Annotated in this window: 23 protein-coding genes; 16 read left to right on the top strand and 7 right to left on the bottom strand. The window is 66.6% G+C overall.

The window, feature by feature from the left end; all coding sequences use genetic code 11:
• Window positions 1-248: 248 nt before the first annotated feature.
• On the top strand, window positions 249-1,361 hold the full coding sequence (locus BLT03_RS19505) for an alginate lyase family protein (RefSeq protein WP_092745438.1): 1,113 nt from the start codon (window positions 249-251) through the stop codon (window positions 1,359-1,361).
• A gap of 48 nt (window positions 1,362-1,409) precedes the next feature.
• On the opposite strand, the gene BLT03_RS19500 is transcribed toward BLT03_RS19505, so the two are convergent.
• The 3 genes from BLT03_RS19500 to BLT03_RS24075 all read right to left on the bottom strand — a co-directional run bounded on the left by BLT03_RS19500 (window position 1,410) and on the right by BLT03_RS24075 (window position 3,183).
• Complete coding sequence (locus tag BLT03_RS19500) at window positions 1,410-1,793, bottom strand: hypothetical protein (protein WP_139160453.1); 384 nt, start codon at window positions 1,791-1,793, stop codon at window positions 1,410-1,412.
• Window positions 1,794-1,887: 94 nt separating this feature from the next.
• Entirely contained in the window at window positions 1,888-2,295 is a 408-nt protein-coding gene (locus tag BLT03_RS24080; RefSeq protein WP_139160452.1) for a hypothetical protein, read from the bottom strand.
• On the bottom strand, window positions 2,296-3,183 hold the full coding sequence (locus BLT03_RS24075; RefSeq protein ID WP_139160451.1) for a DUF6402 family protein: 888 nt from the start codon (window positions 3,181-3,183) through the stop codon (window positions 2,296-2,298). It abuts the gene before it with no gap.
• A 275-nt stretch (window positions 3,184-3,458) separates the two neighbouring features.
• On the opposite strand from BLT03_RS24075, the gene BLT03_RS19480 reads away from it, so the two are divergent.
• The 6 genes from BLT03_RS19480 to BLT03_RS19455 all read left to right on the top strand — a co-directional run bounded on the left by BLT03_RS19480 (window position 3,459) and on the right by BLT03_RS19455 (window position 9,639).
• Window positions 3,459-4,565 carry an ABC transporter ATP-binding protein gene (locus BLT03_RS19480; protein ID WP_092745433.1) on the top strand — a complete coding sequence of 369 codons (1,107 nt, stop codon included), beginning with the start codon at window positions 3,459-3,461 and terminating at the stop codon, window positions 4,563-4,565.
• Between the two features lie 113 nt (window positions 4,566-4,678).
• On the top strand, window positions 4,679-5,962 hold the full coding sequence (locus tag BLT03_RS19475) for an ABC transporter substrate-binding protein (RefSeq protein ID WP_092745432.1): 1,284 nt from the start codon (window positions 4,679-4,681) through the stop codon (window positions 5,960-5,962).
• 130 nt (window positions 5,963-6,092) lie between these two features.
• Window positions 6,093-7,007, top strand: a complete 915-nt coding sequence (locus tag BLT03_RS19470; RefSeq protein WP_092745431.1) for an ABC transporter permease — start codon at window positions 6,093-6,095, stop codon at window positions 7,005-7,007.
• Between the two features lie 64 nt (window positions 7,008-7,071).
• Window positions 7,072-7,968 (top strand): ABC transporter permease, encoded by an 897-nt coding sequence (locus BLT03_RS19465; protein ID WP_092745430.1) that lies wholly within the window; start codon window positions 7,072-7,074, stop codon window positions 7,966-7,968.
• Window positions 7,965-8,801 carry a GntR family transcriptional regulator gene (locus tag BLT03_RS19460; protein ID WP_092745429.1) on the top strand — a complete coding sequence of 279 codons (837 nt, stop codon included), beginning with the start codon at window positions 7,965-7,967 and terminating at the stop codon, window positions 8,799-8,801. The genes BLT03_RS19465 and BLT03_RS19460 overlap by 4 nt, the downstream gene beginning before the upstream one ends.
• 55 nt (window positions 8,802-8,856) lie before the next feature.
• Window positions 8,857-9,639: an aspartate/glutamate racemase family protein gene (locus BLT03_RS19455; protein WP_092745471.1), complete on the top strand. Its 783-nt coding sequence runs from the start codon at window positions 8,857-8,859 to the stop codon at window positions 9,637-9,639.
• A gap of 133 nt (window positions 9,640-9,772) precedes the next feature.
• Here BLT03_RS19455 and BLT03_RS19450 read toward each other — a convergent pair whose 3' ends face one another.
• Window positions 9,773-11,101 carry an MFS family transporter gene (locus BLT03_RS19450; protein WP_092745428.1) on the bottom strand — a complete coding sequence of 443 codons (1,329 nt, stop codon included), beginning with the start codon at window positions 11,099-11,101 and terminating at the stop codon, window positions 9,773-9,775.
• A 217-nt stretch (window positions 11,102-11,318) separates the two neighbouring features.
• On the opposite strand from BLT03_RS19450, the gene BLT03_RS19445 reads away from it, so the two are divergent.
• Window positions 11,319-12,575 (top strand): DUF533 domain-containing protein, encoded by a 1,257-nt coding sequence (locus BLT03_RS19445; RefSeq protein WP_092745427.1) that lies wholly within the window; start codon window positions 11,319-11,321, stop codon window positions 12,573-12,575.
• A gap of 110 nt (window positions 12,576-12,685) precedes the next feature.
• On the opposite strand, the gene nth is transcribed toward BLT03_RS19445, so the two are convergent.
• Window positions 12,686-13,363, bottom strand: a complete 678-nt coding sequence (gene nth / locus BLT03_RS19440) for an endonuclease III (protein WP_092745426.1) — start codon at window positions 13,361-13,363, stop codon at window positions 12,686-12,688.
• Window positions 13,364-13,611: 248 nt separating this feature from the next.
• Here nth and BLT03_RS19435 point away from each other — a divergent pair, with 248 nt between their 5' ends.
• The 6 genes from BLT03_RS19435 to BLT03_RS19415 all read left to right on the top strand — a co-directional run bounded on the left by BLT03_RS19435 (window position 13,612) and on the right by BLT03_RS19415 (window position 19,089).
• Complete coding sequence (locus BLT03_RS19435) at window positions 13,612-13,926, top strand: hypothetical protein (protein WP_139160450.1); 315 nt, start codon at window positions 13,612-13,614, stop codon at window positions 13,924-13,926.
• A 32-nt stretch (window positions 13,927-13,958) separates the two neighbouring features.
• Entirely contained in the window at window positions 13,959-14,096 is a 138-nt protein-coding gene (locus tag BLT03_RS24565; protein ID WP_175537809.1) for a hypothetical protein, read from the top strand.
• Window positions 14,097-14,203: 107 nt separating this feature from the next.
• The gene (locus tag BLT03_RS19430) at window positions 14,204-16,342 is read left to right on the top strand and encodes a prolyl oligopeptidase family serine peptidase (RefSeq protein ID WP_092745424.1); all 2,139 of its coding nucleotides are present in this window, start codon (window positions 14,204-14,206) and stop codon (window positions 16,340-16,342) included.
• 109 nt (window positions 16,343-16,451) lie between these two features.
• A complete protein-coding gene (locus tag BLT03_RS19425; RefSeq protein ID WP_175537810.1) occupies window positions 16,452-17,648 on the top strand; it encodes an aminotransferase-like domain-containing protein in 1,197 nt (398 codons plus the stop codon).
• A gap of 109 nt (window positions 17,649-17,757) precedes the next feature.
• Entirely contained in the window at window positions 17,758-17,976 is a 219-nt protein-coding gene (locus BLT03_RS19420; protein WP_092745422.1) for a SlyX family protein, read from the top strand.
• 108 nt (window positions 17,977-18,084) lie between these two features.
• Window positions 18,085-19,089: an aldo/keto reductase gene (locus tag BLT03_RS19415; RefSeq protein WP_092745421.1), complete on the top strand. Its 1,005-nt coding sequence runs from the start codon at window positions 18,085-18,087 to the stop codon at window positions 19,087-19,089.
• 27 nt (window positions 19,090-19,116) lie between these two features.
• On the opposite strand, the gene BLT03_RS19410 is transcribed toward BLT03_RS19415, so the two are convergent.
• A complete protein-coding gene (locus BLT03_RS19410; protein ID WP_092745420.1) occupies window positions 19,117-20,391 on the bottom strand; it encodes a DEAD/DEAH box helicase in 1,275 nt (424 codons plus the stop codon).
• Window positions 20,392-20,610: 219 nt separating this feature from the next.
• Here BLT03_RS19410 and BLT03_RS19405 point away from each other — a divergent pair, with 219 nt between their 5' ends.
• Both BLT03_RS19405 and BLT03_RS19400 read left to right on the top strand, forming a co-directional pair.
• On the top strand, window positions 20,611-20,970 hold the full coding sequence (locus BLT03_RS19405) for a translation initiation factor Sui1 (protein WP_092745419.1): 360 nt from the start codon (window positions 20,611-20,613) through the stop codon (window positions 20,968-20,970).
• Window positions 20,971-20,984: 14 nt separating this feature from the next.
• The gene (locus BLT03_RS19400; RefSeq protein WP_092745418.1) at window positions 20,985-21,218 is read left to right on the top strand and encodes a DUF3820 family protein; all 234 of its coding nucleotides are present in this window, start codon (window positions 20,985-20,987) and stop codon (window positions 21,216-21,218) included.
• Window positions 21,219-21,250: 32 nt separating this feature from the next.
• Here BLT03_RS19400 and BLT03_RS19395 read toward each other — a convergent pair whose 3' ends face one another.
• Complete coding sequence (locus tag BLT03_RS19395; protein ID WP_092745417.1) at window positions 21,251-21,679, bottom strand: group III truncated hemoglobin; 429 nt, start codon at window positions 21,677-21,679, stop codon at window positions 21,251-21,253.
• Between the last annotated feature and the right edge of the window lie 10 nt (window positions 21,680-21,689).

The raw sequence follows: 21,689 nt of genomic DNA, 5'->3' as shown, positions 1-21,689 counted from the left end.
TGGGAGTGCGTGGCCATGCAAACGGAGCACCGGCGACCGCTGGCTGAAACCGTTCGACGCAATGCCTGGGCTGGCTCCCCGCATCATGGGTTTCCTGACGCTATCTTTTGGCCATTGGCTCACTCATCGGGCCGGTGGCATCACTCCCTTCAACGGATGTGCATTGCAAGGCGATCCCCGCGGTTGCGGCGGTTTTCATCCGTCATGAAAGATCAATACCCATGGCTCTGTGGACGGTTCGGCATGCAATGCCATTTCTTGATCGGGGGCGCACGCTTGCCCTGGCGGCTGTAACGGTCGCCGCGTTGTCCTGCGCACCATGGGCGCACGCGCAAACCCTTTGGCCTACCGCCCGGCAATGGGACCAGACGCGGGAGCAATCCGCGTCTGTCCCTGCGTGGCGCACCGCCATCGCGGCCCAGCAACGCATCGCCGATGCGGCTTTGGCAACTGAGCCCCGACCCGTCGCCGTGCTGACCACCGGCGGCCGGCTGCGGGGCGATCCGCTCAAGGCCCAGACCGGCATCGGATTGCAGGACATGGACAAGATCCAGGCACTGGCGATCACCTACCGGGTGAACCACGACGCCCGCTACGCAACAAAGGCGGGCGACTATCTGCTTCGCTGGGCGCAGATGAACCGCCCCACCGGCCAGCCCATCGATGAAACCGGCCTGGAGCCCGCCATCTTCGGCTACCGCCTGGTGCGGGCGGATGTGCCGGCGGCCACGCGGGAAACGGTCGACGACTGGATGCAGCGCATTGCCCGCGCCGAGATGGGTTCGCGTGAACTGAAGAAGAAAACCGCCACCAACAACTGGCACAGCCACCGCCTGAAACTCGTCGGGCTCATCGGCTTCGCCCTGGGCGATGCGCGGTTGATCGCCTATGCCCGCGATGGCCTGCGCGCGCAGATCAACGACAACCTGCTCGCCAACGGCGAAAGCGTCGACTTTCAAGAACGCGACGCGCTTTCCTACCATGTGTACGACCTGCGCCCGCTCGTGACGCTGGCGCTGGCGTTCGGAGAGCAGGGCGAAGATTTCTACCACTGGAAGGCGCCCAACGGCGCCTCCATCGCCCACAGCGTGGCGTGGCTCAAACCGTATCTGAACGGCGAGAAGACGCATGCCGAATTCGTCCGCAGCGATGTGAAGTTCGACAAGGCGCGTTCGGACAACGGCGAGCGTGGCCATGTCGTGGGCAGCCTGTACGAACCGCGCGATGCCCTGCCGCTGCTGTCCCTGGCCGCGGCCTACGATCCGGAATATGCGGCCCTGGCGGACCGGCTGGGCGATGGGCGCACCAACTGGCGGCTGGCGTTCAGCCGCTTGCCTGCAGCACGCGCCACAGGTGGGTGAGTGCGGGGAGCGCGCCGTCCACCTGGGGGGCGGGCTTTCGGTGATCGTTCAGGGCTTGACCGCGAGCCGCACGCGACGCTGGTCGGTGTTGACCGTGACCGACAGGCAATCGTCGGCCCACACCGGCCGAAGTGCATCGGCATCCGAATGCTCGGCGCGGCCATACGACCGCCCGGCCTGGTCCACCAGTTTCACGTAGCCGGCACCGTCGCTGTAGTCGTAGAACTCCAGGCTGTAATCGCTGCCGCCGCAGACATCGGTGTGAATGCGTTCAGCGGTGTTGAAAACACGGGTGGAAAACAATGTGCCTGCCAGTACCGCCAGCGGAATGCCGGCCATGAGCAGCAGGGCCCATCGCGGGCAGGTCTGCCAAAAGCGTGGCTGGCGGAATGCAGAGCGGTCGGTGGAGAGGGAAGAGGTGTGGGATTTCATGGGCGGGTGTAGAGCGGGTATCGATGTGGCTCATGAGACGAGCCCACACATTCCTCGGCCCCGGTTCGTCCTGCGTTGGACGAAGACGGGTCGTTCAAGGACGCACCTTCAAATCTGTGCGGTCGCCATCCGTGCCGACATTGACGCTGAAACAGTCCGGGGCCCAGCGGGAATCACCGATGTCCGTACCTTGGGAAAACGATGATTCGTCATAAACCTGGCCATTACGATCAACGAGCTTGAAATAGCCATCGCCGTTACGGTGCTTATAGAGTTCCAGCCGGTACTCTCCTTTCCCGCACTCACCTGTCTCAATCAGCTGCGCTGTGCTGAACCAACTGGAATACGCCATGAGAAAGAGGACAGGCGTTTTGTAAATGAGCAGCGAAATAAAAACACATGCCGCAGCTATGGCGAGTATTAGCTTGGTCCACCGCGGCCAGCCGTGCGGGGTCAATCGCGGTTCGGCCATGGTCCGCGCATTTTCTGGTGACGTCGGCACTCAAGATTCCTTGAAATACCAAGTCAGTGGAGCGCTGAACTTTTGCCGATGGATGTCAGAAAAAATGATGAAGTCACCGCCGCGCTGGTGCCGATCACGCCATTGCCGAAAGCTCGCATTTTCGGCGAGGCGCAAATGTCGTGCGGGCAGCATTTGCACTTCGCTGGCATCCCAGTTTCCCAAAGGCTGGTCATCCGTAAAGTCATAGCAATCCCTGATATAGAAAGCTAGGCCATGGATATCCACTTGATGGGTTGCTTGAACGCCGGATCTTTTCAGTGGACTGATCACGCCTTCAGCCGCAACGTGCAAGGTGAAGGCGCCCAGCGCGCAGTAGAGATCATCGATGGGGTCAGTGAGTTTTTCCAACCCGTTGGAACTGACAGGACGTGCATTCACATGGGCAGTTTCGTGAAGCTCGATTACCGACCGGCCTTCGCCGAACGTAGCGGCATGGGCGCCGAATTTTCCAGCGCGTCTCAACATGCTGAACAATTCCTCTTTGGACCTGTTCAGGCTTTGTATCGATGACAGCCCGAGAACAGCCCGCGTCAACTCAGCGAATGTGTCCTGCGTTCGTCCAAATCGCAGCGCCCACGACATGCTCACAGTCGTGGTGTCAACGTGATGACCGTCAAGGGATCGGTTATCGAGTGCCGCACGTGCACTACCTTTCCATGAAATGGGCATTGAAAAAGCTGGAGCGATGAACCATCGCTCCATCAGTGCTGCTCCCATGCGAAATCCGTTCTTGTTCATGACGGCTGGAATATCGGTCAACTGAATGTGCTTGAAACAAGCTGCTGCGGGGTACCGCGAGTCGAGAGCGATGGGTTTCGCTACCAGTCGATTCGCAGCAAGTGCTGCAGCATTCAAATCTTTTCCCATGAGCTCTCCCTTTGTAGATAGATACCGTCTTGCGGTCGATTTTCTATTCCTGCAATCGCGCGGCGCATCTTAAAAGTCCCTCCGAAGTAATTGTCCCTTTGCAACGTACTCTTACTTAATTTGCATATTAATCACGTAACCTGGGTGCAAATAACGTCCATGGTGCTGGCCGTCGCCACACCGGTGCACGACCCTGGAATCCGATCTGTTTTTGTATACAAAACAGTGCAAAAACCGTATTCCAGCCTGGCATGGCCTTTGCGTAATGCCCTGGCATGGACGCCACCTCTTACTCATCGGCCCCCGCCGCCATCGAAATCGTTGCGTTGACCAAGCGGTACGCGCAGGGCAAGCCTGCCGTCGATGCCATCGATCTGCGCATTGCCAGCGGCAGCTACTGCTGCCTGCTGGGGCCTTCGGGCTGCGGCAAGAGCACCACGCTGCGGATGATCGCGGGGCATGAGTCGGTGACCAGCGGCGACGTGCTGCTGGAAAACCGCAACATCACCGACCTGCCGGCCGCTGCACGGGGGACGGCAATGATGTTCCAGAGTTTTGCGCTGTTTCCCCATCTGTCCGCGCTGGACAACGTGGCGTTCAGTCTCAAGATGAAAGGCATCGGCAAGGCCGAGCGGCAGGGCCGGGCGCGGGCGCTGCTGGAGCGCGTCGCCATGGGGCACCTGGCCGACCGCAAGCCGGCCGAGCTGTCGGGCGGGCAGCAGCAGCGCGTGGCGCTGGCGCGTGCGCTGATCACCGAGCCGCGCGTGCTGCTGCTGGACGAGCCGCTGTCGGCGCTCGATCCCTTTTTGCGCATCCAGATGCGGGCGGAGCTGCGGCGCTGGCAGAAGGAACTGGGGCTGACCTTCATCCATGTGACCCATTCGCAGGAAGAGGCGATGGCCCTGGCCGACACGATGGTGGTGATGAACCACGGCCGCATCGAGCAGGTGGGTTCGCCGCACGAGGTCTATAACCGGCCCGCGAGCGAGTTCGTGGCGCGGTTCATGGGTGGGCACAACGTGATTGCCACGCCGACCGGCAAGGTGGGCGTGCGCACCGATCATTTGCGGATCGCTGCCGTGGGCGAGGCATTGCCGGCCGGCGCCAGCCACATGGGCGCGGTCGTGACCGACGTCGAGTACCAGGGCACCTATGTGTTGCTGGGCCTGCTGGACGAGGGCGCCGTGGTGTCGTCCAGCACCACCGCCGCGTACTCGGTGATGGTGTCCGAAGACGCCTATGCGGCCCGCCCCTACCGCGTGGGCGATGCGGTGCGCCTGCACTGGCAGCCCGAGCGCGCGCATCCATTGGAGCCAACGGCTGGCAGTGGTGCCAGCGCTTCGGTAGTGGCTGCGGTGGCCTCTGCTGCGATGGCGGCTTGAGGCACGAGCGGCGCCATCGATCCTCGTGGCCTGCCCTCAGTTGCGTCCCCCCCTTTATTCCGTCTTCCTTTGTCGTTTCCCCCGTCCCTCTGTTCAACCTAGGAGCTTTCACCATGTCCGATGCGCTTTCCGAATCCCACGCTGCCCCGTCGTCCGCCGTGCAGCGCCGCTCGCTGCTCAAGGGCACGGCCGGCATCCTGGCCGCCGGCATGTTTCCCGCCATCCATGCGCAGGAAAAGATCGTGCTGCGCTACCTGGGCACGGCGGTGAACCAGGACAAGGCCATCGCTGAAAAGTTCAAGGCCGACACGGGCATCGAGATCCAGTACGTGGCCGTGACCACGGACGACGTGACCAAGCGCGCCGTCACCGCGCCCAACAGCTTCGACCTGATCGACACCGAATATTTCTCGCTCAAGAAGATCGTGCCCACGGGCAACCTGAAGGGCATCGACACCAAGCGCATCAAGAACGCCGACAAGATCACGCCGCTGTTCACCACCGGCATGGTGGGCGGCAAGGCGGTGGGCGAGCAGGGCACCGCGCCCAAGAAGGTGATTTACCTCGAAGGCGAAAAGAGCAAGGTGTTCGCCAAGAGCCCCACGCAGTTCATGAGCCTGATTCCGACCGTGTACAACGCCGACACGCTGGGCATCCGCCCCGACCTGATCAAGCGCCCCATCGATTCGTGGGCCGAGCTGCTCAACCCCGAGTTCAAGGGCAAGACGGCGATCCTGAACATTCCTTCGATCGGCATCATGGACGCGGCGATGGTGGTCGAGGCCATGGGCCTGTACAAGTACCCCGACAAGGGCAACATGACCAAGAAGGAGATCGACCTCACGATCAAGACCTTGATCGAGGCCAAGCGCGCCGGCCAGTTCCGCGCGCTGTGGAAGGACTTCAACGAGTCGGTCAACCTGATGGCTTCGGGCGAAGTGGTGATCCAGTCCATGTGGAGCCCCGCCGTGACGGCCGTGCGCACCAAGGGCATCGCCTGCAACTTCCAGCCGCTCAAGGAAGGCTATCGCGCATGGGCCGCGGGCTTCGGGCTGCCCGCCACGCTGTCGGGCAAGAAGCTGGACGGTGCCTACGAGTTCATCAACTGGTTCCTGGACGGCTGGGCCGGCGCGTACCTCAACCGCCAGGGCTACTACAGCGCGGTGCTGGAAACGGCCAAGGCCAAGATGGAAGCCTACGAATGGGCCTACTGGATGGAAGGCAAGCCTGCCACCCAGGACATCAAGAGCCCCGGCGGCGACCTGCTGGCCAAGGCTGGCAGCGTGCGCGACGGCGGCAGCTACGAGTCGCGCATGGGCGGCATTGCATGCTGGAACGCGCTGATGGACGAGAACAACTACATGGTCCAGAAATGGAATGAGTTCGTCGCGGCCTGAGTGCTGAAACCCGGGCGGCACGGGCTGCCCGGCTTCGAGGGCTGGAGTGCCTTTGCAAGCATTCCTTCCTTCTGTTCTTCAGCACGAATCCACCGTTTTCCCCCCTGCCTTCCACCCGACACGCACTGCCATGAGCACCCCTTCGACCTCCCACCCCGCCGCCGTGGCGGCTGCGCCCGGCCGTGGCATCGCGGCCTGGTGGCAGGCCGCGCCGCTCACGCTGGTGTTCGTGCTGTTCTTTCTCGTGCCGCTCGGGCTCATCCTGATGGTGAGCTTCTGGGACTTCAATGAGTACGAGCTGCTGCCCGGTTTCACCTTCAAGAACTACCTGTCGATCTTCGAAGGGTGTGGCGACACGGCCGACCTGTGCACCACGCTGCGCACGTATCTCTCCACGCTCAAGTTCAGCCTGCTGGTATGGGCGATCACGCTGGTGCTGGGCTTTGCGGTGGCGTATTTTCTGGCGTTCCATGTGCGCTCGCAGGGCGTGCAGACGCTGCTGTTCGTGCTGTGCACCATTCCGTTCTGGACGTCGAACGTGATCCGCATGATCTCGTGGGTGCCGCTGCTGGGGCGCAACGGCCTGGTGAACCAGACGCTGATCGACATGCACCTGATCCAGAGCCCCATCGAGTGGCTGCTGTTCTCCGATTTTTCCGTGGTGCTGGCCTTCGTGCACCTGTACACCATGTTCATGATCGTGCCCATCTTCAACAGCATGATGCGCATCGACCGCAGCCTGCTGGAGGCCGCGAACGACTCCGGCGCTTCGGGCTGGCAGACCCTGTGGAACGTGATCGTGCCGCTGTCGCGCACCGGCATCATCATCGGTTCGATCTTCGTGATCACCATCGTCATGGGCGACTTCGTGACCATCGGCGTGATGGGCGGTCAGCAGATCGCCTCGGTCGGCAAGATCATCCAGGTGCAGACCTCGTACCTGCAGTTTCCGCTGGCGGCGGCCAATGCCGTGATCCTGCTGGCCATCGTGCTGATGATCATCTACGGCCTGACGCGGCTCGTGGACATCCGCAAGGAGCTTTGACCATGGCCGCCCACGCACACCCTGGCGCATGCCTTTCCCGTCCCGCGGCAAGGAGGACCCTGTCATGAAAACCCGCCTGCGCGAGCCGCGCCCGCTCAGCTTCTGGCTGCTGGCGCTCGTGTTCAGCCTGTTCGTGCTGTTCATGTACGGGCCGATGCTGGTCATCTTCATCCTGAGTTTTCAAGGCCCGGAAGGCGGGCTCACGTTTCCGCTGCGCGGGCTCTCGCTGCACTGGTTCCGCCAGCTGGCCGAGGGGCTAGGCGTGGTGGACATCGGCGCGGCACTGCGGCGTTCGCTGGGTCTGGGGCTGGCGGTCATGGTGTGCACCGTGGTGTTTTCGGTGCTGGCCGGGCTGGCGTTCCGCAAGCGGCTGGCGGGCGGCAACACGCTGTTCTTCGTGGTGGTGGCCAGCTTGATCATGCCGTCCATCATCGTGTCGCTGGGCATCGGGCTGGAGTTTCGCCTGATCGATTCGGCCATCAAGGCGGTGCTGGGCTGGCTGAGCCTGCAGGAGACGCTGGAGGGCTTCGGCACCTCGCTGGGCCTGTTCACCTCGGCGCTGGGGGCGCACCTCACGTGGACGCTGCCTTTCGGTCTGCTCATCATGTTCGCGGTGTTCAACCGCTTCAATCCCGCATATGAAGAGGCCGCGCGCGACCTGGGCGCCACACCCTGGCAGGGCTTCGCGCACGTGGTGCTGCCGCTCGTTGCGCCATCGGTCGTCGGCATCGGCATGTTCGGCTTCACGCTGAGCTGGGATGAAATCGCGCGCACCTCGCAAGCCATCGGCGACGTGAACACGCTGCCGCTGGAGCTGCAGGGCCTGACCTCGACGGTGACCACGCCGTCGATCTACGCGCTGGGCACGCTGACCACGGTGGTGTCGTTCGTGGTGATGGGGCTCACGCTGGCACTGGTGTGGCTGCTCGGGCGCGGACGGCGGGCGAGGGCGGGCGAATGAAGAGCCCCGCGCCTTCCGGCCGTGCGCCAGTTCAGCCCCGTGCACCTCGCACGCCCGGTGCAGCCGCGGCAGCACCCCGCCGACGGGCCACTGTTCCCCGTGCGTCCGCGCTGCCCGGGGCCGACGCCGACGAGGGCCTGCTGAGCGACAACGACATGTACGAACGCATGGTGTCGGCCATCCTCGACCACCGGCTGCCGCCGGGCACCAAGCTGGTGGAGGACAAGCTGGCCACGGCCTTCGGCGTGTCGCGCACCCGCGTGCGGCCGGTGCTCGTGCGGCTGGCGGGCGAGCAGGTGGTCACCCTCACGCCGCGCCGCGGCGCCTCCATCGCGCAGCCCACGGTGCAGGAGGCGCGCGAAGTGTTCGAAGCCCGCCGCCTCATCGAGCCGCGGCTGGTGTCGCTGTTCGTCGAAACCGCCACTGCTGAGGACGTGGCCTGGCTGGTGCAGAGCGTGGCCGACGAAGAGGCTTCGCGGCAGGCGGGCGACATGCGCCGGGCGATCCGGCTCTCCGGGGACTTTCACCTGCACATCGCGCAGGCGGCGGGCCACCAGACGCTGGGGCGCATCCTGCGCGAGCTGGTGTCCCGCACCTCGCTCATCCTCATGACCTACAGCCCCAGCCACGTGCAGGCCCGCGAAGAAGCCACCGCCTGCGGCTGCCGCGAGCACCGCGCACTGATCGATGCGATCCGCCTGCGCGATGCCGGCGAGGCCTCGCGGCGCATGCTGGACCATTTGGCGCGCATCGAGTCGCAGCTCGAATTCACGCCGCCGCAGGATGAGGCGCCCGACCTGGTGCAGCTGCTCGGCCTGGGCCGCGCAGCCTGACTCCCGCGAAGCCGGCCAAGCCAGCCTCGGCACCCCAGCCACCGAAAGGACCCGCGTGCGCCAGCTGCTCGTGATCAACCCCAACACCTCGGCCAGCGTGAGCGCGCTGCTGCAGCGCCACGTGCAGGCGGCTGCCGGCTCGCACGTGCAGGTGCGCACGGTCACCGCGCGCTTCGGTGCGCCCTACATCGCCTGCGAGGCCAGCTATGCAGTGGCTTCGCATGCGGCGCTGGACGCCTGGGCCGCCGCATCAGGCGTCGGCGATAGCGGTAGCGATGGCGACAGCGCACCCGATGCGGTGCTCGTGGGTTGCTTCGGCGACCCCGGCCTGATGGCGCTGCGCGAAAGCAGCCCCGTGCCGGTAACCGGATTGGCCGAGGCTTCGTTCATCACCGCGGCGCGGCATGGGCGCTTCGGGATCGTCACGGGAGGGGAACGTTGGGGGCCGATGCTGCAGCGCCTGGCGCAGGCGCTGGGGCATGCGCCCATGCTGGCAGGGATCCACACGGTGGCGCCCACCGGCGCCCAACTGGCGGCCGACCCCGCCGCCGCGCGCGCGCTGCTGGCCCAGGCCTGCCGCGACGTCGTGCGGCAGATGGGCGTGCAGGCCGTCATCCTGGGCGGTGCAGGCCTCGCCGGCATGGCAGACGCCATTCAACCCGAGGTGGGCGTTCCGGTGATCGACAGCGTAGTGGCCGGCGCGCAATGGGCGCTGCGCACGCCGGCGCTGCCGTCGGAGCGGCTGGCGCCCGGGTGCGACGTGGTTTGGGAAGGCGTTTCGCCGGAGTTGGCGGCACTGGGGCTGGCGCCCCGGCAACCAGGCACTGCAGCCGTTTGACGGCTTGACCGCTGCCGTTGCGGCGATGGCGGGGTGTCGTAGCCATCGCACGCATCAGGCCAGCCACCGAAGCCGGGCAGGGCGCGCTCAGCGGCATGCGACCGTGACCGCCTCCCGCTGCGTAGCTACCGCATCAATGGTCGTGGTGCAGATAGCTCGCCTGACGCGGCAGGCGCAGGCTCACGACGAACGCCAGCACCATCATCCCCGTCACGTACCAGAAGAAAACCGTTTCGTGGCCGATGGATTTGAGCCCCAGCGCGACGTATTCGGCCGACCCGCCGAAGATCGCATTCGCCACCGCATAGGCGAGGCCCACGCCGAGCGCGCGCACTTCGGGCGGGAACATTTCGGCCTTCACGATGCCGCTGATGGAGGTGTAGAAGCTCACGATCGCCAGCGCCAGCGCGATCAACGCGAAGGCGACATAGGGACTGGTCGTGTGCTGCAGCGCGGTGAGGATGGGCACGGTGCAGAGGGCGCCCAGGGCGCCGAACAGCAGCATGTTGTTGCGCCGCCCGATGCGGTCCGACAGCGCCCCGAACAGCGGCTGCATGCACATGTACACGAACAGCGCGCAGGTCATCACGTAGCTGGTGGTCTTGATCGGCAGGCCCACGGTGTTCACCAGGTACTTCTGCATGTAGGTGGTAAAAGTGTAGAAGATCAGCGAGCCGCCGGCCGTGTAGCCCAGCACGGTGAAGAACGCTGCCTTGTGGTGGCGGAACAGGCCGGCCATGGTGCCGGCTTCCTTGTTCTGCCTGGCGGCGTCGGTCTGCGTTTCATGCAGGGTGCGGCGCAGCAGCAGCGCGACCACGGCTGAAATGGCGCCGATCACGAAGGGAATGCGCCAGCCCCAGGCTTTCAGTTCCGCCTCGCTGAGCAGCGTTTCCAGAATCACGATGACCAGCACGGCCAGCAGTTGCCCGCCGATCAGCGTCACGTACTGGAACGACGAGAAAAAGCCCCGTTGTCCGCGCAGCGCCACTTCGCTCATGTAAGTGGCGGTGGTGCCGTATTCGCCGCCCACCGACAGCCCCTGGAACAGGCGGCACATCAGCAGCAGGAAGGGCGCCCAGGCGCCGATGGCCGCATAGGTGGGCAGCCCGGCGATGACGAGGGAGCCGGCGCACATCATGGTGACCGAGATCAGCATTGACGTCTTGCGCCCGTATTTGTCGGCGATGCGGCCGAACAGCCAGCCGCCGATGGGCCGCATGAGAAAGCCTGCGGCGAACACGCCGGCCGTGTTCAGCAACTGGGCGGTGGGATCGGATTTGGGGAAGAACGCCGGCGCGAAATACAGCGCCGAGAAGGCGTACACGTAGAAGTCGAACCATTCGACGAGGTTGCCCGACGAGGCCGCCATGATCGAGAAGACGCGGTGGCGTTTCTCTTCGGCGGTGTAGGCGCGGGGCGCCGTTGCGTCGGTGTCGGCCGTGGGTGTGGCGGGTGGAGTCATGAAGACGAGCCTTTCTGGGCCGCAGGCGGGCGCATGCGGAAGGGTGTTGTTGTGGCAGGCCGCATTGTCGTGCGGACGACGAAGTGCCGTTGTCAGCCAAATCCGGCATCGCTGCCTGTGCGCAGGGCAGGCGTTGCGGTCGATCCGGGCGGCCATCGCCCACGCTGGGGTCGGCAGGCAGGGCTGTGGCTCTTGAAAACCGGCCGTTCGCGCCTACATGCGGTGCGGGGTCGGCGCGGCTGCCAGAGTGGCCGCGCCCCCTTTTCCTCTGCAAAACCCAAACACACAGCGCAGCGGGAACCTGGATCGGCAGCGAGCTCTTCGCTGGCCTGCGCATCGCCGGTCCTGTCCGTCTCCCCCTCCGAATTCACGTTTTTTGCCGACCAAGGAAACCCAACCCATGCAGCCAGAACACACCCGCGCCGTCATGGCCATCAGCCTGATGGCCGCCTTCGCCGATGAACACAAGGACGAGCGCGAACGCGAACACCTGCGCGAAATGGCCGAGTCGCTGAGCGCCGGCACCGGTCTGGACCTGATGAAGCTGTACCAGGACGTTTTGCTGCAGCGCGTGCGCATCGAAGACGCGGCCCAGGCGCTCGACACCCCGCCGCTGCGGCAGCTGGCCTATGAAATGGCGGTGGGCGTTTGTGATGCCGACGGCGTGTGCAACGCGCAGGAAAAGGCTTTCCTGCAGCGCCTGGCAACGGCCCTGCAGGTGGCGCCGGACGAAGCCGCCGCCGTGGTGCGCGAGGCCGATGCGCTGGCCGCCGCCCCGTTGCGCGATGCGCCCATTGCTTCCCAGCCGCAATCGCCGCAATGGGCCGAGCCCGCTGCCTTCACCACGGCGGGAGCCGGCGCCGCCGCTGCGGTGGCCGCAGGCGCGGCGGCAGTCTCCGCCCCGGGCAACGCGCTGGCACCGGTGCCGGCCGGCACCCCGGCACAAGCTGCCCCTGACGTCCACGCCGCGGAGATCGACTCCATGGTGATGAACGCCGCCATACTCAACGGCGCGCTGGAGCTGCTGCCGCAGTCGCTCGCTTCCATGGCCATCATCCCGCTCCAGACGCGGCTGGTGTACCGCATCGGCAAGCTGTACGGCTACGAACTGGACAAGGGCCACATCACCGACTTTCTCGCCACCGTCGGCGTGGGGCTGACCTCGCAGTACGTGGAGCAGTTCGGCCGCAAGCTGGTGGGCGGCCTGTTGGGCAAGATGATGGGCGGCATGGGACGCGCGGTGGGCAGCGCCGCGACCGGCTCGGCGTTTTCGTTCGCCACGACCTATGCCCTGGGCAAGGTGGCGCAGCGCTACTACGCCGGTGGCCGCACGCTGAGCAAGGAGTCGCTCAAGTCGTCCTTCTCGCGCACGGTGGAAGAGGCGCGCAACCTGCAGCAGCGCTACACCCCGCAGATCCAGGAGAAGGCCAAGGGCCTGGATGTGGGCAAGCTGCTGCGCGAACTGCGCGCCTGAGGCGGCAGGCCCCGGCCGATGCGCTCGGGCTGGCTTGGCAAAGAGTGAATCCCGCCCCGTGCTGACTCATCAGGGATTGCTATTATATTTATAGCTATTCGCCCTAGTGGTTATTGCGCTGGAGGCACTTTTGATGCTGATCCGTCTTGCCAAGGGGCCGGCGTCTTCGGCTGATAGTCGCAGTAGCGCGCCACCACGCACTCCCAGCAGCGCGGCTTGCGCGCCTGGCATACGTAGCGGCCCAGCAGGATCAGCCAGTGGTGCGAGTCCACCGCGTAGGCCGGGGGCACGCGCTTCATCAGTTGCAGCTCGACCGCCAGCGGGTTCTTGCCCGGAGCCAGTCCTGTGCGGTTGCTGACGCGAAAGATGTGCGTGTCCACCGCCATGGTGGGTTGGCCGAAGGCCACGTTCAGCACCACGTTGGCCGTCTTGCGGCCCACGCCGGGCAGGGCCTCCAGCGCTTCGCGCGTGCGGGGCACCACTCCGCCGTGCTGCTCGACCAGGATGCGGCAGGTCGCCAGCAGGTGCCGGGCCTTGCTGCGGTACAGGCCGATGGTCTTGATGTAGCCCTCCAGACCTTCCAGCCCCAGCTCCAGGATGGCCTGCGGCGTGCCCGCCACGGGGAACAGCCTGCGCGTGGCCTTGTTGACCCCCACGTCGGTCGCCTGGGCCGAGAGCAGCACCGCGGCCAGCAGTTCGAACACGGTGGTGTATTCCAGCTCGGTGTTGGGCATCGGGTTGGCGGCCTTCAGCGTGGCGAAGAAGGGTTCGATCAGCGCGGTCTTCATGGTGGGAATTGGGGTTCTGAAAGGGCTGGGCAGACGCAGGGAAGCCCGCATTGTCCCGCAGCCGGCCGGGCTTTCGCGGTGGCTTGGGCAAAGGTCGCGGCGGTTCGGCCTTGATGGCGATTTGCCTCGCGCGGGGCCAATATTTACGGCGTTTTTACGCGGCCGCTTCTAGACTGCAGCGCATGTTCCACCCGCTGCCCGCCACCCTTCGCCTTGCGGCGCAAAGCCCTGTGGTGCCGAGCCGTTCCATGTCACCTTCCACCGCTTTTTCAGGCCTGCACCGCGTGGCCTTCGCTCCGCGGCCCCCCGCCGACAGCGACATCGTGGCACTGCCGCTGCGCGTGTTCCACACCGATGTGCTGGAGGCGCGCCGCTCGCTGCACCGCATCCTGGGCACGCGGCTGCAGGGTTATGCGATCGATGTGGACGCGGGCCGGCATTGCATTCGCGTGTCGCTGCACGTGCGCCGCGGCGAACTGGCCAACTGCCTGCGCCTGCTCACCGCCAGCATGCCGCGCGCGGAGTTCGGCCGCATCGCGCAGCCGGCCCATTGGATGCACTGAAAAAGCGCTGACAGATGGACGGACCAGCGGCCATGCCAGGCGTCGTACTGCATGTGCTGCTGGCCTGGCTCGTGATCTTTCTGCCGCTGGGCGGGGCGTGGTGTCTGCTGTGGTGGTTCGACCGCGCCGCTGCACCCTCCAGCACGGACCGGGACCGTCCCGCGAAGTGAGCCGGGCCGGCGCCAAACCCCTGGCCCGGCACAGGCAAGGCCGGTGCGGGGAGAATCGACCGGCTCCGGCACTGCCGGCCCGCAAACACCGCCGCCCCAAGGAATCCATGCCCGAACCCACGCAGCCCACCGCATCCCCAGCCCACGATCCCGCGCGGGACGAAGACCCCTACTTGTGGCTGGAAGCGGTGGACAGCGACCGTGCCCTAGCCTGGGTGCGCGAGCGCAATGCCCATTCCGAGGCCGTGCTGACGGCGCGCCCCGAATACGCGCCCACCCGTGAGCAACTGCTCGGCATTCTCGATGCGCAGGACCGAATTCCCAGCGTGGTGCGCCGCGGCGAGTGGCTGTACAACCTTTGGCAGGACGGCCACCACCGGCGCGGTCTGTGGCGGCGCACCACGCTGGCCGAATACCGCCAGCGCGAACCCGCCTGGGAGACTGTGCTCGACCTGGACGCCCTGGCCGTGGCCGAGGGCGAGAACTGGGTCTGGGGCGGCGCCGAAGTCCTGGCCCCCGCCTACCGCCACGCGCTGGTGTCGCTCTCGCGCGGCGGGGCCGACGCCACGGTAATCCGCGAATTCGACCTGGCGACGAAACAGTTCGTCGAAGGCGGTTTCCACCTGCCCGAGGCCAAGTCGGACCTCGGCTGGATCGATGCGGACACGGTGTATGTGAGCACCGATTTCGGCGAGGGCTCGATGACCGAATCGGGCTACCCCCGCATCGTCAAGCGGTGGCAGCGGGGCACGCCACTGACCAGCGCGGTGACCGTTTTCGAGGGCGAGGTTTCGGATGTGGGCGTGGGGGTCGGCGTGGACGCCACGCCCGGCTTCGAGCGCACCGTGTTCACCCGCATGATCGATTTCTACCGCCATGAGATCTGGCTGGCCGAAGGCCCCGTGGCCGCGCCCCCGGCGCCCGTGCTGCTCGACGTGCCGGACGACGCCATTCCCGACTTCGTGCGGGGCACGCTGCTGCTGCAGCTGCGCAGCGACCTGGAGCTGGGCGATCAGCGCTTTGTCGCCGGCTCGCTGCTGCATGCCGATGCAGCGGCGTGGCTGCGCGGCGAGCGCGTGGCCGCTGCGCTGTTCACGCCGACCGTGACCCGATCATTGGCCGGCTACGACACCACCCGCGGCCATGTTCTGCTGCAGGTGATGGACAACGTGGCCGAGCGGCTGGAGCTGTGGCACCGCCCCGGCGGCGGTGACGTGGGCCCTTTTACCGGCCGCACGGTGGACACGCCGTTCCCGGGCCAGCTGGGCGTGACCTCGCTGTACGACCCGCTGCTGGCCGACGATCCGCTGGCCGAGCACTACCTGCTGTCGTACACCGACTTCATTACGCCGGGCTCGCTGTTCCTGGCCAGCACCGCGAGTGACGAGCGTGAGTTGCTCAAGGCCGGCCCGGCGCGTTTCGACGCGCAAGGCATGCGCACCGAACAGTGCTTTGCCACCTCGGCCGACGGCACGCGTGTGCCGTATTTCGTGCTGTGGCCGCAAGGGGCGCAGGCCGACGGCCGCAACCCCACGCTGGTGTATGGCTACGGCGGCTTCGAGCAGGCGCTAACGCCCTGGTACGCCGCCGACTACGGCCGCGCATGGTGCGAGAACGGCGGCGTGTTCGTCGTGGCCAACCTGCGCGGTGGCGGAGAGTTCGGCCCCGCATGGCACCAGGCCGCGGTGCGGGAGCACAAGCAGCGCAGCTACGACGACCTGATCGCGGTGGCGCAAGACCTCATCGCGCGCGGCGTGACCCAGCCACGGCACCTGGGCATCCAGGGCGGCAGCAACGGCGGCCTGCTGGTCGGCGCGGTCATGGTGCAGCGGCCCGATCTGTTCAACGCGGTGGTGTGCCAGGTGCCGCTGCTGGACATGCGCCGCTACCACACGCTGCTGGCTGGGGCCTCGTGGATGGCCGAATACGGCGACCCGGACGATCCGGCCGACTGGGCTTTCCTGGCGCGCTACAGCCCCTACCACCAGGTGCGTGCCGGTGTGCGCTACCCGCGCGTGCTCTTCACCACTTCCACGCGCGACGACCGCGTGCACCCCGGCCATGCGCGCAAGATGGCGGCGCGCATGTTGGCGCAGGGCCACGACCTGCTGTACTACGAAAACACCGAGGGCGGCCATGGCGGCGCGGCCGACAACGCGCAGCGCGCGCACCTGCTGGCGCTGGAGTTCGCCTACCTGTGGCAGCAACTGGGCCCGAGGCCGGCGCCTGCTGCAGTGCCCGGCTGAGCCAGTGGCCCGCCCGGCTGCCGGGCGGCGCACCCATAAGTAGTAAGCAGGAAAACAGCGTGCCGATTTGGCGACAATCGCACCCAGAAAGTGAGACCCGACCATGCCCTTGCAATTTGCCGACCGACTGAACAACGTAGAGACCTCCGCCATCCGCGAGCTTTTCAAGCTGCTGGGCAAGCCCGGCATCATCAGCTTTGCCGGGGGGTTTCCGGACAGCGCCATGTTCGATGTGGACGGCATCCGCGAGGCGTCCAATCAGGCACTGGCTGAAGAGCCGGGCGCCGCGCTGCAGTACGGCGCCACCGAGGGCTACAACCCCCTGCGCGAGCAGCTCGCCGCCTTCATGGCCTCCAAGGGCGCGCAGGCCGTGGGGGCCGACAACCTCATCGTCACCACCGGCAGCCAGCAGGCGCTGGACCTGCTGGGCAAGACGCTCATCAGCCCCGGCGACAAGGTCATCGTCGAAGGCCCGACCTTCTTGGCGACCATCCAGTGCTTTCGCCTGTATGGCGCCGAACTCATCAGCGCGCCCGTCGATGGCGAAGGCGTGCAGACCGATGCGCTGGAAAAGCTCATCCCCGAGCACCGGCCGAAGTTCGTCTATCTCATTCCCACTTTCGGCAACCCCAGCGGCGCGCTGCTGAATCTGGAGCGCCGCAAGAAGGTGCTGGAGATGGCCGCCCGCTACCAGACGCTGATCGTCGAGGACGACCCCTACGGCGATCTGTACTTCGGCGATGCACCGCCGCCAAGCCTGCTGGCACTGTCGGCCGATGTGCCGGGAAGCCGCGACTTGCTCGTGCACTGCGGTTCCTTGAGCAAGGTGCTGAGCCCGGGCCTGCGCGTGGGCTGGCTCATCGCCCCGGCCGAGCTGCTCGCCAAGGCCACCATGTGCAAGCAGTTCAGCGATGCGCACACCAGCACCTTCGCGCAGGCCACCGCCGCGCAGTACCTGAAGGCGGGCCGCATGCCCGCCACGCTGGCCAAGGTGCGCGCGGTGTACGCCGGTCGCGCGCAGGCCATGGGCGATGCGCTGCGCAAGGAACTGGGCGATGCGATCGAGTTCGTGCAGCCGCAGGGCGGGCTTTTCGTCTGGGCGCGGCTCACCGGCGCGCGCGGGCAGGTGGCGGACGGCAACGTGCTGGCCAAAAAAGCCATCGAACAGGGCGTGGCCTTCGTGCCGGGCACGCCGTTCTTTTGCGCCCAGCCGGACCACGCCACGCTGCGCCTGTCGTTCGCCACGGCCGATGTGGACAAGATCCGCGAGGGCGTGGCCCGCCTGGGGCAGGCCGTGCGCACCTGAGTGCCGCAGCGTCGATCGACACCACCGGTGTCGGCACATCAGGGCGCTTCGGCGCCCCTTTTTACGGGTGCTTGCACGCGGGGCAGGGCCGATCGGTTTCAATAGCGGCATGCCCGACACGAATCCCACCGAACACCGCCTGAACGAGCTGGAGATCAAGGCCAGCTACACCGAAGACCTGCTGGACCAGCTCAACCTCACCATCTACCGCCAGCAGCAACAGATCGACCGGCTCATCGGCGAAGTACTGCAGCTTCGCCAGCAGATCCCCGAAGGCGGCGGCGCGGGCGTGCGCAACCTGCGCGACGAACTGCCGCCGCACTATTAATCCAGCGCCGATGCTGGGCCGCTGCTGGCCGGTGCCTGCAGGCGCATCCGCTTCTCTTTCCTCCCGCTCTTTCCCCTGTCCTTCTTTTTTCACCGAAAGGTTTTTGCCATGCAATACCGCCGCCTTGGCCGCAGCAACCTGAAAGTTTCCGCCCTGTGCCTGGGCACCATGATGTTCGGCGACCAGACCGGGCGCGACGAGGCGGCGGCCATCGTGGCCGATGCGCGCGAGCGTGGCGTGAACTTCGTCGACACGGCCGACGTGTACACGCGCGGCGCTTCGGAAACCATGCTGGGCGAGCTGCTCAAGGGCCAGCGTCACGACTGGGTGCTGGCGACCAAGCTGGGCAACAAGATGTCCGACCGGGTGAACGAAGCGCAGTACTCGCGCACCTGGATGCTGCGCGAAGTCGATGCCAGCCTGGCCCGGCTGCAGACCGACCATGTGGACATCCTGTACCTGCACCGCGACGAGAACGGCATGGACCTGCAGGAGCCGCTCTTCGCCATCGACGCGCTGCTGCGCGCCGGCAAGATCCGCTACTGGGGCGTGTCCAACTTCCGCGCCTGGCGCATCACCGAACTGGTGAACCTGGCGGCGCGCATCGGCATGCCGGGGCCGGTGGTGTGCCAGCCTTACTACAACCTGCTCAATCGCATGCCCGAGGTCGAAATCTTGCCGGCCTGCGAATACCACGGCGTGGGCGTGGTGCCCTATAGCCCGGTAGCGCGCGGCGTGCTCACCGGCAAGTACCTGCCGGGCCAGCCGCCCGCCGAGGGCACCCGCGCCGCGCGCGGCGACAAGCGCATGGCCGAGACCGAGTTCCGTGAAGAGTCGCTGCAGATCGCGCAGCGGCTGAAAGGCCATGCCGAGGCACGTGGCGTGACGCTGGCGCAGTTCGCCACCGCCTGGGTGCTGGCCCACCGCGCGGTGAGCTCGGTGATCGCGGGCCCTCGCACGCTGGCGCAGTGGCAGGACTACGCGCCGGCGCTCGGCGTGACCGTGACCGCAGAGGACGAATCCCTGATCGACGAACTGGTGGCGCCGGGCCACCCGTCCACGCCGGGCTATACCGACCCGGGCTATCCGCTGTACCCCCGAACCCGCGGCTGAACGGGGCCAGGAGCGACCGAGGCCGGATCAATCGTTGGCGCCGCCGTCGCCGCCTTGCCGGGCCGCTTCGGCAGCGCGCAGCTTGTCTTTCTTGCTGGGGCGCTTGCCCTTGATACCGCCATTGCCCGGAGGGACCGCGGGCGCGGCTTCGGTGGGCTCGAACCCGGGAATCTGCGCCAGGGGCAGGTTCAGGCGCTGGCGCTTTTCGATCAGCCGCCAGTGCGCTTCGGTGCTGCCGCTCACAAAGCTCACGACCGTGCCGGCTTCGCCCGCGCGGCCGGTGCGGCCGATGCGGTGCACGTAGTCGGTGGCGGAGCGCGGCAGGTCGAAATTGACCACCACGGGCAACTGCGCGATGTCGATCCCGCGCGAGGCCAGATCGGTCGTCACCACCACCTGCCAGCGGTCGTCCTTGAACTCCTGCAGCACTTGCTTGCGCGCACCCTGGCTCAGCCCGCCGTGGAAGGGCGAGGCGAAAATGCCGGCCTGGTAGAGCTTTTCGGCCACGTGTTCCGCCGCGTACTGCGTGGCCACGAAGACCAGCACGCGCGACCATTCGTGCGTCTGCACCAGGTGGCGCAGCAACTGCGTGCGCCGTCCCGGGTCCACGGCGATGGCGCGCTGCGCGATGTCGGGGGTGGTTTCGGGCGTGTGGGCCACGTCGATGCGCACCGGCTCGCGCAACAACCCGTCGGCCAGCGCCGCCACGGCCGGCGCGAAGGTGGCCGAAAAAAGCAGGTTTTGCCGCTGCGCGGGCAGCAGGGCCAGCACGCGGTTCAGTTCGTCGGCAAACCCCAGGTCGAGCAGGCGGTCGGCCTCGTCGAGCACCAGGGTCTCGACGGCGGACAGCGACAGCGCGTTGTGGTCCACCAGGTCCAGCAGGCGGCCCGGCGTGGCGACCACGATGTCGGCCCCGCTGCGAAGGCCCATCATCTGCGGATTGATCGACACGCCGCCGAACACCACGGCCACCGCCAGGCGCTGGGGCAGCAGGTGCCGCGCCAGGTCGCGCAGCACCTCGCCGACCTGCTCGGCCAATTCACGCGTGGGCACCAGCACCAGGGCGCGAGCGCGGCGTGCGCCCCGGCCGGGCTGGGCCAGCGTATGCGGCAGGCACTGCTGCAGCAGGGGGAGGGCGAAGGCCGCGGTCTTGCCCGAGCCGGTCTGAGCGCAGGCCCGCACGTCGGCGCCGCGCAGCACGGCGGGAATGGCCTCGGCCTGGACCGCCGTGGGCGTGGTGAAACCCATCGCGTCGGCAGCGTGGGCAAGGGCGGGCGAGAGGCCGAGAGAGGCAAAAGGCATGGCAGGCGCGCACGGTGGCGCGAAAGAGAGCAACCCGCGATTGTGCCGCCCCAGGCCGGGGCGCGGATAATTCGCGGTTTTGCAGCCGTTGGTTGACCTGGCCTCGCTGGGCCGGGTCTGCTGCCCTTCGTCGCCGAACGCCATGATGTCGATTGCCTCCGCCTTTGCCTTCAACCCCGCTTTTGTTTTCGGTTCCGCCGCCGCTCCGGGGGTATCGCCATGCGCTTGAGCGATCTGGGCGGGCTCGTCTACTCGACCGATGCCGGGCGCATGTGTCCGGGTTGCCGCAAGCCGGTCGCGCAGTGCGAATGCAAGGCGGCCCGCCCGGCGCCTGCCGGCGACGGCATCGTGCGTGTATCGCGTGAGACGAAAGGGCGGGGCGGCAAGGCCGTGACGCTGGTGAAAGGCGTGGCGCTCGACGAAGCCGCGCTGGCGCAACTGGGCAAGCAGCTCAAGGCCGCCTGCGGCAGCGGCGGCACCGTGAAGGACGGCATCATCGAAGTGCAAGGCGACCATGTGGAGCGCGTGATGGAAGCGCTTCGCCAGCGGGGCCACACCGTCAAGCGGGCCGGGGGCTGAGCGTGAACTCCGCGATGGACACCGAGCAACTGCAGCGCCTGCTGACCGTCCAGATGCCCTACGGCAAATACAAGGGCCATGCAATTGCGGACCTGCCCGGCAATTACCTGAACTGGTTCGCCCGCGAAGGCTTTCCGCGCGGCGATCTGGGCCGGCTGCTGGCCCTCATGCACGAGATCGACCACAACGGGCTGTCTGCGCTGCTGGAACCGCTGCGCGCCCAGGGCCGGTCAACACGGCAGGACTGAACGGGCTGGCCGGTCTTTTTCCAGGAACCCGCTCAGTCGCTGTCTTCGCGCTCCGCGTCAAAGGGCGGTGCATGTCCGAAACAGCGTTTGAACAAGGCCCGTGCCACACCGTGCGCAGCCTGCTGCAGGGGTTGCGCGACCTCGGGCGTGAAACGCTGCTCGGTGTGCCGTTGCCAGAGCCCCACCCAGGCCGCGAAATGCGCGGGCGTCACCCCTTCCAGCGACCCGTGCCGCTGCAGCACGTTGGCGCGATAGCGCTGGCTGCCCAGCGCCACCGTGCTCCAGAAGTCCACCATGCGCTCCAGATGGGCCTCCCAGCGCCCATGCAGCGCCGCATCGAACACCGGGCCCAGCAGGGCATCGCGGCGCACGTCGGCATAAAAGCCGTGCACGAGATCGGTCAGGCGGGACAGGTCCACCGTGCTCTGCGGAACGGGACGGGGCGGTAAAGGTTCAGTCATCGGTGCGGCG

It is taken from the genome of Paracidovorax valerianellae (genome assembly GCF_900102625.1).
In the GTDB taxonomy this organism is placed as follows: domain Bacteria; phylum Pseudomonadota; class Gammaproteobacteria; order Burkholderiales; family Burkholderiaceae_C; genus Paracidovorax; species Paracidovorax valerianellae.
The sequence above is the reverse complement of the archived record's forward strand: the minus strand, read 5'-3'. Positions and strand labels throughout refer to the sequence as shown.